Source organism: Rhodoferax sp. (assembly GCF_034520025.1).
Lineage (GTDB): Bacteria > Pseudomonadota > Gammaproteobacteria > Burkholderiales > Burkholderiaceae_C > Allorhodoferax.
The window spans coordinates 929,645-940,744 of sequence record NZ_JAXHNZ010000001.1; the positions used below are offsets into that span (position 1 = coordinate 929,645).

General features: G+C 58.7%; 12 protein-coding genes. 6 read left to right on the forward strand and 6 right to left on the reverse strand.

Annotation, left to right across the window (positions count from 1 at the left end):
• Window positions 1-16: 16 nt before the first annotated feature.
• From U5L73_RS04420 to U5L73_RS04435, 4 genes are all read left to right on the forward strand, one after another.
• Window positions 17-1,348, forward strand: a complete 1,332-nt coding sequence (locus U5L73_RS04420; protein WP_322561207.1) for an ABC transporter substrate-binding protein — start codon at window positions 17-19, stop codon at window positions 1,346-1,348.
• A 176-nt stretch (window positions 1,349-1,524) separates the two neighbouring features.
• A complete protein-coding gene (locus tag U5L73_RS04425; RefSeq protein WP_322561208.1) occupies window positions 1,525-2,334 on the forward strand; it encodes an ABC transporter ATP-binding protein in 810 nt (269 codons plus the stop codon).
• Window positions 2,335-2,419: 85 nt separating this feature from the next.
• On the forward strand, window positions 2,420-3,673 hold the full coding sequence (locus U5L73_RS04430) for a phenylacetate--CoA ligase family protein (RefSeq protein WP_322561209.1): 1,254 nt from the start codon (window positions 2,420-2,422) through the stop codon (window positions 3,671-3,673).
• Window positions 3,674-3,869: 196 nt separating this feature from the next.
• A complete protein-coding gene (locus U5L73_RS04435) occupies window positions 3,870-4,841 on the forward strand; it encodes a tripartite tricarboxylate transporter substrate-binding protein (protein WP_322561210.1) in 972 nt (323 codons plus the stop codon).
• 36 nt (window positions 4,842-4,877) lie between these two features.
• On the opposite strand, the gene U5L73_RS04440 is transcribed toward U5L73_RS04435, so the two are convergent.
• On the reverse strand, window positions 4,878-5,210 hold the full coding sequence (locus U5L73_RS04440; RefSeq protein WP_322561211.1) for a DUF1840 domain-containing protein: 333 nt from the start codon (window positions 5,208-5,210) through the stop codon (window positions 4,878-4,880).
• A 77-nt stretch (window positions 5,211-5,287) separates the two neighbouring features.
• Between U5L73_RS04440 and U5L73_RS04445 the strand changes: the two genes are divergently transcribed.
• Window positions 5,288-5,653 (forward strand): polyhydroxyalkanoic acid system family protein, encoded by a 366-nt coding sequence (locus U5L73_RS04445; protein WP_322561212.1) that lies wholly within the window; start codon window positions 5,288-5,290, stop codon window positions 5,651-5,653.
• 40 nt (window positions 5,654-5,693) lie between these two features.
• Here U5L73_RS04445 and U5L73_RS04450 read toward each other — a convergent pair whose 3' ends face one another.
• Window positions 5,694-5,948 carry an acyl-CoA-binding protein gene (locus U5L73_RS04450; RefSeq protein ID WP_322561213.1) on the reverse strand — a complete coding sequence of 85 codons (255 nt, stop codon included), beginning with the start codon at window positions 5,946-5,948 and terminating at the stop codon, window positions 5,694-5,696.
• Window positions 5,949-6,082: 134 nt separating this feature from the next.
• On the opposite strand from U5L73_RS04450, the gene U5L73_RS04455 reads away from it, so the two are divergent.
• Window positions 6,083-7,690, forward strand: coding sequence for a wax ester/triacylglycerol synthase family O-acyltransferase (locus U5L73_RS04455; protein WP_322561214.1), 1,608 nt, complete (start codon window positions 6,083-6,085; stop codon window positions 7,688-7,690).
• Here U5L73_RS04455 and U5L73_RS04460 read toward each other — a convergent pair whose 3' ends face one another.
• From U5L73_RS04460 to U5L73_RS04475, 4 genes are all read right to left on the reverse strand, one after another.
• Window positions 7,691-8,473 carry a hypothetical protein gene (locus U5L73_RS04460; RefSeq protein WP_322561215.1) on the reverse strand — a complete coding sequence of 261 codons (783 nt, stop codon included), beginning with the start codon at window positions 8,471-8,473 and terminating at the stop codon, window positions 7,691-7,693.
• A complete protein-coding gene (locus U5L73_RS04465) occupies window positions 8,473-9,129 on the reverse strand; it encodes a TetR/AcrR family transcriptional regulator (protein ID WP_313875023.1) in 657 nt (218 codons plus the stop codon). The genes U5L73_RS04460 and U5L73_RS04465 overlap by 1 nt, the downstream gene beginning before the upstream one ends.
• A gap of 3 nt (window positions 9,130-9,132) precedes the next feature.
• Window positions 9,133-10,377 carry a patatin-like phospholipase family protein gene (locus tag U5L73_RS04470; RefSeq protein ID WP_322561216.1) on the reverse strand — a complete coding sequence of 415 codons (1,245 nt, stop codon included), beginning with the start codon at window positions 10,375-10,377 and terminating at the stop codon, window positions 9,133-9,135.
• Between the two features lie 115 nt (window positions 10,378-10,492).
• Window positions 10,493-11,095: a phasin family protein gene (locus U5L73_RS04475; protein ID WP_322561217.1), complete on the reverse strand. Its 603-nt coding sequence runs from the start codon at window positions 11,093-11,095 to the stop codon at window positions 10,493-10,495.
• Between the last annotated feature and the right edge of the window lie 5 nt (window positions 11,096-11,100).

The window sequence follows — 11,100 nt, forward strand, 5'->3', positions numbered from 1 at the left end:
ACTTAGGAGACACAACATGAAGCTTCGTCAACTCGCAATCGCCGCCAGTGTGGCTGCCGCCGGGCTGTCCGCTCTGGTGGGTACCTCGTCAGCTTTCGCCCAGGCCAAGGAACAATTTTTTCCTGTGCTGGTGTATCGCACGGGTGCCTATGCGCCGAATGGCGTTCCCTTTGCCAATGGTTATGTGGATTACCTCAAGCTGGTCAACGCCCGCGGCGGCCTCAATGGGGTGAAGGTGTCGTTTGAAGAGTGTGAGACTGGCTATGCCACCGACCGGGGTGTCGAGTGCTACGAACGTTTGAAAGGCAAGGGCGCCACGGTGTTCCAGCCACTGTCGACCGGAATCACTTTTGCGCTGACCGAGAAGGCTCCCGCAGACAAGATTCCATTGATTACGGCTGGCTACGGTCGCAGTGAATCGGCTGATGGTGGCGTGTTCAAGTGGAACTTTCCTTTGGCCGGTACCTACTGGGTGGCTGCTGACGTGTTGATTCAGCACATTGCCAAAAAAGAAGGAGGCTACGACAAGCTCAAAGGCAAGAAGATTGCTTTGGTCTACCACGACAGCCCATTCGGCAAAGAGCCGATCCCCTTGCTACAAGAGCGCGCAGCGGCACACGGCTTTACGCTGAGCTTGTTGCCAGTGACTCATCCCGGTGTCGAGCAAAAGGCGACCTGGTTGCAAATCCGTCAAAACCGTCCTGATTACGTGCTGAACTGGGGCTGGGGCGTCATGAACTCCACCGCTCTCAAGGAAGCACAGGCTACAGGTTACCCGCGCGACAAGATGTATGGCGTCTGGTGGGCCGGCGCAGAGCCTGACGTGAAAGACGTCGGTGAAGGTGCCAAGGGCTACAACGCAGTGATGATGCAGCACGGTGCCGAAACCGGCGCGCCTGTCATCAAAGAGGTCTTGGACAAGCTCCATGGCAAGGGCCAGGGTACCGGACCGAAAGAAGAGGTCGGCCAAGTGCTCTACATGCGCGGAATGATGAGCGCCATGCTGGCTGTGGAGGGCGTGCGCGCAGCCCAGGACCGTTTCGGCAAGGGCAAGGTCATGACCGGAGAGCAAGCACGCTGGGGTTATGAGAACTTGAACCTGACGCAACCCAAGTTGGATGCTTTGGGCTTCAAGGGCGTGATGCGCCCGATTTCTACCAGCTGCCAAGACCACATGGGCGCGGCGTGGGCGCGTGTGCACACCTGGAACGGCAAGTCGTTCGACTGGACCTCCGATTGGATGCAAGCCGACGACCAGATCATCAAGCCGATGGTGAAGGCCGCAGCGGACAAGTACGCCGCTGAGAAAAAGCTCACACGCCGCGCGGGTAGCGACTGCCAGTCTTGAAAGCAACCTCGTTGACCGCTCACTGCGTGTAGCGGTCCTCCCCTCCAAGGGGTAACACCAGCGGCCCGGCGTAGCCGGTTCCGCGGTGTTTCTGGAAGGGTGGCTTGCTCCGCATGCCACTCTCCAGATGAAAGCGCCGTGCATCGGGGCTTTCATCTGGTCAAAAAGGCTGAGTTATGGAACCGAAAAACATCGTTCTCAACGTGAATGGCATTGAGGTCATTTACAACCACGTCATTCTGGTGCTCAAGGGGGTTTCCCTTCAGGTGCCCGAAGGCGGCATTGTGGCCATCCTCGGGGGAAATGGGGCGGGCAAAACCACGACGCTGCGGGCCGTCTCCAACCTGCTGGCCGGAGAGCGGGGCGCGGTGACCAAGGGCAGTATTGAGCTGCGCGGCGAGCGCATCGAAAACCTGAGCCCTGCCGACCTGGTGCAGCGCGGTGTGGTGCAGGTCATGGAAGGGCGGCACTGTTTTGCCCACCTGACGATCGAGGAAAACCTTCTCACCGGCGGTTACACCCGCAAGAGCAAGGCTGAGGTGGCGGCGAACCTCGAGAAGGTTTACAACTATTTCCCCCGCCTCAAGACCCGCCGCACCAGCCAGGCGGCCTTTACCTCGGGCGGTGAGCAGCAGATGTGCGCCATTGGCCGCGCGCTGATGGCCAACCCTAGCATGGTGTTGCTCGATGAGCCTTCGATGGGCCTGGCGCCACAGATCGTGGAAGAGGTGTTTGAGATCGTGAAAGACCTCAACGCCAAAGAGAAGGTCACATTTCTGCTGGCCGAGCAAAACACCAATATGGCCCTGAAGTACGCCGATTACGGCTACATCATGGAAAGCGGCCGTGTGGTGATGGACGGCGCGGCCGCTGATTTGCGCAGCAACGAAGACGTCAAAGAGTTCTACCTAGGGGTGGGCGGCGGCGAGCGCAAGAGCTTCAAAGACGTCAAGAGCTACAAACGTCGCAAGCGTTGGCTGGCCTGAAATTTATAAGAAATATGGTGCTAGCGCTCATGAAATAAGCGCAAGCAGCTACTGATTTAATAGCAAAAATGCCGACGGAGTGCTTATGACCCCTGCCTACGACGCCCTGGAAACCCGTTCGCAGGCCGAGCGCCATGCGGCCCACATGGCAGCCCTGCCCCGGCAAGTAGCCCATGCACAACAGCACAGCCCGGCATTTGCGGCGCTGCTACAAGGGGTGGATGCCGGCACCATCGTGAGCCGTGAGGCGCTGGTGCGCTTGCCCGTCACCCGCAAGTCAGAGTTGCAAGCGCTGCAGCAATCGGCGCGTGCGCAAGCGGGCAATGTGTTCGGCGGCTTCAGCACCATTGGGTTTGGTGCCGCCATGCGCCGGGTATTTGCAAGCCCGGGTCCGATTTATGAGCCCGAAGGCACCGCGCCTGACTACTGGCGCATGGCGCGCGCTATTTATGCAGCGGGCTTTCGCCCCGGTGAGTTGATCCACAACAGTTTCAGTTACCACTTTGTGCCTGCCGGCTCCATGATGGAAACCGGCGCCCATTCACTAGGGTGCACCGTGTTTCCCGGGGGCACCGGCCAGACCGAGCAGCAGGTGCAGGCGATGGCCGAGCTGCAGCCCGCCGGCTATATCGGTACTCCCAGCTTTTTGAAAATCATTCTGGAAAAGGCCTTGGAGATGGGTGTCGCACTCCCCAGCGTGACCAAAGCCATGTTTGGTGGCGAGGCCTATCCGCCGTCGTTGCGCGACTGGTTCACGGCCCATGGCGTCGATGGTTATCAGTGCTACGCCACTGCGGACCTTGGGCTGATTGCTTATGAGACCCGTGCCCGCGAAGGCTTGGTGCTGGATGAGCAGGTGATTGTCGAGATCGTCCGGCCCGGCACCGGTGACCCAGTGCCTGAGGGCGAAGTGGGTGAGTTGGTGGTGACCAGCTTGAACCCGGACTACCCCCTGATACGGTTTGGCACCGGCGATTTGTCAGCCGTGCTGAGTGGCCCATGCCCGACGGGGCGCACCAACACCCGAATCAAGGGCTGGATGGGGCGCGCGGACCAAACGACCAAAGTGCGCGGCATGTTCGTGCACCCCAAACAGATCGACGAAGTGGTCAAGCGTTTCCCGGAGGTTGGCAAGGCGCGCCTAGTGGTCAGCGGTGAAATGGCCAATGACCGGATGACCTTGATTCTTGAAGTCGACGGCTCCCACGAGGGCTTGGCCCAGCGCGTGGCAGACGCGGTACGGGATGTCACCAAGCTGCGGGGCGACGTCAGCCTCGTGAGCCCGGGAAGCCTCGCCAACGATGGCAAAGTGATCGAAGACGCCCGCACGTATCAGTAACGGTTGTGGCCGCGTTGCCTGTACCGAGGGTTTTCCCGAGCTGTTGAACACCACAGTTACAAGGTTTTTCAAGTCCCGCTAAATTGGAGCCGGCAAATCTAGGGGCCTTAGAAAGACCCCGTGACTTGAGTGCTTCCCGCATGACAGAGCGCAACAGTGCGCGATAAACTGAGATTCCACAACTGGAGACAAACCGATGAAAAAATTACTCGTTGCAACCGCAGCCATGCTGACCGTATCTGCCTTCGCGCAGGCTTACCCCGCCAAGCCCATCACCATCGTGGTGCCGTTTGCTGCAGGTGGTCCTACCGATCGCGTGGCACGTGACCTGAGCGAATCGCTGCGCAAGCAGCTGGGTGACGTCAGCATCATCATCGACAACTCCGCAGGCGCTGGAAGCTCCATCGGCACCAGCAAAGTGGCCAAGGCGGCACCGGACGGCTACACCTTGTTGTTGAATCACATCGCGATGGGCACTATGCCCGGTTTGCTGCGCAATATGCCCTTCAAGGTCGAGTCTGACTTTGAGTACCTCGGCATGGTCAATGATGTGCCCATGACCTTGATCGGCAAGCCCGACCTGCCAGCCAAGTCCTACAAAGAGTTGACCACCTGGATCGGCCAGAACGTCGGCAAAATCAACCTGGGTAACGCCGGTGTCGGCTCCGCCTCGCACCTGTGCGGCTTGCTGTTCCAGAACGCCGTCAAAGTGGACATGACCACTGTGCCTTACAAAGGTACTGCCCCGGCCATGACCGACTTGATCGGTGGCCAGATCGACTTGATGTGCGATCAATCGACCAACACCACTGCGCAAATTGAAGGCAAAAAAGTGACTGCTTATGCAGTGACTACAGCCAAGCCCCTGACCACAGCGGCCCTCAAAGCATTGCCCACCTTGCAAAGCCAAGGCTTGAGCAACTTTGAAGTGACGATCTGGCACGGCCTGTATGCTCCCAAAGGCACACCGGCTGATATTCAGACCAAGCTGAACTCTGCACTGAAGGCCGCGTTGAAAGACCCTGAGTTCATCAAAAAGCAAGAAGCGCTGGGCGCAGTGGTAGTGACTGACAAGCGTGTCGAACCCGCTGAGCACAAAAAGTTTGTGGCGGCTGAAATCGCCAAGTGGACCCCGATCATCAAGGCCGCAGGCGTCTACGCCGACTAAGCGGCTCGCACTGGCGCGTTTGACTCAGTCGCAGGGTCAAACGCCCCAAGTAATGTCTTTGCCTGCTGTCAGGCAGCGGCGAGCCATATCCAGCAAGGGTGTGGCTCGCTGACGCAAACTCACCCCTTCTGGGGTTGCAGCTTCTTCCCCTCTTTCTTGCGCTTCGAGCGCCGCCTGAATGCGGTGTGCCTCTTCTTTGGCAATCGCCTCCTCGACGGCGCTGATGGCCGCAGGCATGTCTGCGGCGAGCAGTATTCCTTTGCGTAGGCTCTCTTCGTCCGTGCGACCCCAGATGGTTAGAAGCTGCCGGCCATTGGGCTCCAGCATGATGACGTCGCTGGTTACTTTAGATTTGAATTTGTAGAGCATGGCAGGGTCCGCAGTGGTTCTATGATGTGGTCGACTGCGATTGCAGCAACTACAGCATACTGACAAGAGGAGCATTCGTGGCAGACATACACATACAGCGCGAACATAGCCTGGGCTTTGAGGCTGCCCGCAAGATTGCCTTTGAGTGGGCGGAACAGGCCGAACAGGAGTTCGATATGGAGTGCACCTATGTCGAGGGCGATGGTTTGGATGAAGTGATCTTCAAGCGCTCAGGCGTGAGCGGCATGCTGCAGGTGAGCGAAGCCAAGTTTGAACTCAGCGCCAAACTGGGCTTTCTGCTGGGGGCTTTTAAAGACAAGATCGAAGGCGAGATTGTCAAAAACCTCGATCAACTGCTCAAGCCCAAAGCTGCTACGAAAGCAGCGACCAAGGCAGCCACCAAAGCGGTGGCGAAAAAAAGTAGCGCGAGCGCTACTTTTTGAATAGCAGAGCCCGCATATTCTGCGGGCGCTACTGGCTGAATTAGCTCAAAGATTCGATCAAGTCGACGTACTGTTGCATTGCGTCATCGTTGCTGATGCCCTTGAATCCATTCCAGGCCTCCCACTTGGCGCGGCCCACCATGTCGGCGAAACCGGGTTTCTTCTCGGTGTTGTCACCGGCAGTTGCTTGCTTGTAAAGCGCGTAGATTTTCAAGAGCGTGCCGTTGTCAGGGCGCTCGCTCAAGTTTTTGGAATTGGCAACAGCGGCTTCAAAAGCGGCTTTCAAATCGGCCATGGTTTTCTCCGTTCGGTGAGATGCAAGAAACTAGGGGAACACCCGATGCATGCAGGTGGCTGACCCGTATCTTAAGCGGCGTTTTACCCCCAGAATAGGCAGCTTCCCCCACACGTGTTCTGTTCGGAGAAACCATGGTCACCCGAGTTATTGCCAAGAAGGTTGCAAGCAAGGCCCGCAGCACGATCGCTGAAAAGGTAGCGCCGGTCGCTCCAGTGGCCAAAAGTGTGACGCACCGTGCCCGCAAAGCCGCCGGCACCGTGCAGAAAAGTGTGGCGGATGCCGTCGCAGGCACTTTGGGCTTGCAGGGTGAACGCATGTCCAAGGTCGATACCGCTTGGCTGCGCATGGACTCCAGTGCCAACTTAATGATGATTGTGGGCGTGTGGGTGACCAAGCCGGGCCTGCCTTTGGCGGACCTGAAGTTGCGCGTCGAAGAGCGCTTGCTCAAGTACCCTCGATTCAAGCAGCGGGTGGTGGAAGACGCGGCCGGGGCGACGTGGGTCGAGGACGCCGATTTTCAGCTCGATCGCCATGTGGTCACCGAAACCTTGGCGAAGAAACCCCACGGACGTGAGCAGGAGGCTTTGCAAGAGCGCCTTGCCGCCTTGACGATGGAGCCTTTGGATCGAGATCGCCCCTTGTGGCAATTTCATTTGGTCGAGAACTACAAGGGCGGCTCTGCCCTGATGGTGCGGATCCACCACTGCATTGCAGATGGCATTGCCCTGATCTCGGTGACCCAGTCTCTGGTGGATGGCGGTAGCCCACCGCCCCAGCGCCGCAGCAAGGCGGCACGTGCCCTAGGGATGGATGGCGCAGAAGAATGGCTGAGCGATGCGCTGCTCAAGCCCCTTACCCATTTGGCGGTGAAAGCACTGGGTGCTGCCGGGGATGGCGCGGTGAAGTCCATGTCTTTGCTGATGGAGCCGCAAAAGGGCATGGAGTCGGGCATGCACAGTTCGGTCGACATGGCGAAGATGGCCTACCAGGTCGTGAGCGACTTGGCGGCATTGGCCCTGATGCCGGATGATTCGCCCACGCGCCTCAAGGGGCACCCCGGCAATGCCAAGCGGGTAGCGTGGTGTGCGCCACTTCCACTGGAAGAGGTGAAAGCCGTGGGCAAGGCCTTAAATTGCTCCATCAATGATGTGTTGCTGAGCTGCGTGGCAGGCGCCATAGGTGCCTATTTGCGTGAGCAGGGCGATGCCGTGAGCGGCAAGGAAATCCGGGTGATGGTGCCGGTGAATTTGCGACCGCTTGAGCATGCTTATAAGCTGGGCAACCAGTTCGGGCTTGCGCCTTTGGTGCTGCCCATCGGCCTCGATAACCCGGTAGAGCGGGTGTACGAAGTGCGTGCCCGTATGCGCGGCCTCAAAGGCAGCATGCAGCCGCTGTTGGCCTTCGGTTTGTTAGCAGTGGCGGGTTTGCTGATCAAGCCGGCGCAGGATGCCTTGCTGAGCTTGTTCTCCAAAAAGACCACGGCCGTGATGACCAATGTGCCCGGACCTCGGGAGAAGCTCAAGATCTGCGGATCAACGATCGAGGAAAACCTGTTTTGGGTGCCCCAGAGCGGGTCCGTCGGCTTGGGCGTTTCTATTTTGAGTTACGGGGGCGGTGTGCAGTTCGGCGTCGTGACGGATGCCACGCTGTGCCCGGATCCCCAAAAAATCATTGACCAGTTCGAGCCCGAGTTTGCCAAGCTGTCGGTATTGACCTTGATGCTGCCCTGGGGCGAGTGATCAGTCTGCGAGTTCCGCCTGCACCTGCAGCACGCCCAAGTGCTCCATGGCGTCTTTGGGGTTGACTGCTGCGGCGCGGGCATAAAGTTCCATCGCTTCGGTCTCGTGGGCCTCTGAATCGAGCATCAGCAAGCCGCGCGCGTATTCGGACAGCGCCAAGGGCGCGTGGGGTATCAGGGCCATGCCTGCGCGAAAGTGCCGAATCGCAACGTCCGGGTGGGCGCCGTAGGTGATGTTGCCGATCATCGCGCCGACCTTGTCAATCACCTCCGCATGAAAAGTGCCCAGCGCGAGGTGGGCATCTGCATGCAGGGCTTGCAATGTAATCGCCGTTTCAAACGCTTTTTTTATCTTTTCACCATGCCCTTGCGCAAGGGCTTGGGCCACGCTGGTCCCTTGGCTGTAGCGGCCCAGTGCATAACCATAAAAGTAATGCGCGTTCGGGTTGTACGGATCATGGTTGATCTGCCGGAGTGCCCGTTCCGCCGTGTCGCAATACAGCTTGAGCCGGGTGGTTTCACTGGGTTCCAGAAAGTCCGCATGGATCAGGCAAGCCTTATTGACCACTGTGACACCGGCCTGACCCAGCAAGCGACCTGCATGAAATGCTGCCTCAAACTCCCCGCGGTGGAACAGCGCCCATGCAGACAATAGGTCAGGGTCGGAAGGCAGGGGCTCTGCGTCCCCGGCGTGCAGTGCGGCCCAGTGCGCCGGTAAATTGACGGCATCCAGCGCACGCAGGTGCACGTACGGGTAAGGTTGCCAGTCGAGCGCCCCCAGCATCAAGGCGCCTGGTAAGCACCGCTGAGTTGCAGCAAGTGGTTGCGTTGTTGAACTTGCAGGTACGGTACCAGGAGGTTGAGCACATGTTGGCCACCACGCAATAGCGCTGCTTGGGCACTGGCGGGCTCCAAGGCGTTGCGCGGGTCACGCACATACTCAAAACTCAGCCAATAGGTCAGCACCACCACCATGCTGGTGGCGGTGGGCTCCATCTCGCGGATGTCCATTTGCAGGGATCCTGTGCGCGCCATGCACTCCAGCATCGCGCGGATGGAGCGGGTCTTGTTCTTCAAAACGCTTTGAAAATGGGTTTCCAGGCGGCGATTTTTGCTGAGCAAGTCATTCAAATCGCGGTACAGGAAACGGTATTGCCAAATCAGCTCGAACAGCGTGTGCATGAAGAACCAGGCATCTTCCACGTCGCGGACATTGTCACTGGCGTTCAGCAGTTCGTTCAGCGCACGCTCGTACCGGTCAAACAGCGAGTTAATCAGCTCGTCTTTGGCTGGATAGTGGTAATACAGGTTGCCAGGGCTGATGCCCAGCTCGGCAGAAATCAGGGTGGTCGAGACGTTGGGCTCACCAAAGCGGTTGAACAGCTCCAGGGTGGTTTCCAGAATCCGCTCAGCGGTGCGTCGGGGCGCTTTTTTAACCATGGGTCAGTGCCTCAACATAGTTTTGTGGTGAACCACTTGCGATAGATCTTCCATAACGCCCTCCAATGTACCCAAAGCTTGGCCCCAGCTTGACGCTGGTGGGCTCGGTGCGATGAGTTGGCGTGTGTTGTCGTTGAGTATCGGTAATTTCAACGTGATGCCGTGACGGTGCAGTAGTTCCGACAGGCGAGTGTGTTGGGCGCGTAGCAGGGCGCGGGTTTGTTGATACGCGTGCTCGGCCAGCTGCCTGCGTTGCGCGTAGCTGAAGGTGTTGGCGAGGTACAGCTCCGGGTCGCGGTGGTCCGGCTCCAGCAGGACGATATCGGTGTGCGGGTAGGCGTGGGCATAGTGCTTCATGCCCAACTCCATGCGGGAGTGGATCATCGAGCGAAATGTCTGACTCATCACGGAGGGCAGGCCCCCGTCCACCATGCGGGGAATGGGGCGGCTTCCCCTGGAGGCGCCTGCCGCGTCTGGCCCATGGGCTTGTGGCGAACTCGCATCGAAAGGCACTAAAGGGTTGAGACACAAGAGCAAGTCAGCACCCTGCTCCAAGGCCACTGAGGCGTGCATGGTCTTCTTCATCGCGCCGTCGACGTAGTACTGATCGTCAATGACGACGGGCGGAAACAAGCCGGGCAGCGCCGAGCTGGCCTGAACTGCTTTGGAGATTGGTACATGGTCCCAGCCACTGCTGCCGAACGCAACGGCCTGTGCACTGTCGAGTTTGGTAGCTACCAGGGTAAGTTTGCAGGCGAGTCGACGGAAGTCATTCGTCCTTCCCGGTTTGCTGAACAAGCGCGCCAGTTGTGTATCAATCTGCCGATTAGAGAAAACACCGGTCGGCAGCGCGGGCGCCATGCGCTCAAGCGCTTGCACTAAAGAGGCGCGACCGCGGAGCATGTCCCAGCCGACGGCACCCATCAATCCCGGTACCAAGAGGCCGCGGCGTAAAAACTCGCCGTAGGCGGGTTCCATCAGCCACGAGGGATCGAAGTAATCACCCGAGCGCGGATCGTTTTCAATAAATGAGGCACAAAGCTGCCGCGGAGTCATTCCGTTGGCCAGCGCCGCAGCAATAAATCCCCCTGCAGATACCCCGACGTAGTGATCCAGTTGGTTGAGGTCGATGCCCCCCAGGCCCTCTTCCAAGGCGCACAGCGCACCTATTTCATAGATGGCGCCTAGCGGACCGCCGCCGGCCAAGGCCATGGCGATTTTGGGTCGGGTGCGTTGTGGTGCCTTCATGCGGTGCAGTGTAGTGTTTGGAAAGGGGATTTAATGCTGCGCTGCAACAGGTGGCCGGACGTGAAAGAGGGCGCTTGCGCGCCCTCTTTCTTTCAACCGTGTGGCCGAGTTATGTCTATTCGCTGGCCTTGGCAGCGGCCGGAGTGGCGGACGCTTTTTTGGCAGCTGCGCGTGGAGCGCGTGCTTTCTTGGCGGTAGCCGGCTTGCTGGCTGCAGCGGGAGTCGTCACTTTTTTGGCAGCCGCCTTTTTCTTCAGTGGTGTTACCGGTGAGCTGCTTGCAGCTTTGCTTGTGGACGACTTGGATTGCGCGGACAGCTGTTGCACGGCATGGTTGAGTGCATCAATACGCTCGATAAGCGATGTCACTTCTTTGGCAGTTGGGACGCCGAGTTTGTGGAGCGCTTTGGCCACGCGCTCTTCAAAAATGTTTTCCAGTTTGTCCCACTGTCCGGTTGCCTTGCTGCTGATATCGGTGGCCATGGTGGACATTTTTGCAGTGGCTTCGTTGATTTTGTCTTCTGCCGCAGCTTGGGTTTTGCGCTGGATACTGACGCCTTCTTTCACCAGGGCTTCGAATGCTTTGCTTCCCTCAGCTTGGGCGCGGGTGAATGCCCCGAGGCCGGCTTGCCAGATCTGTTGTGCAGAGTCCTTGACGGATGCCGACAAGGGGCTGCCGGCGGCAGGGGCGGGTTTGTTTTTCTGAATTTTCTTGACCATTAGAG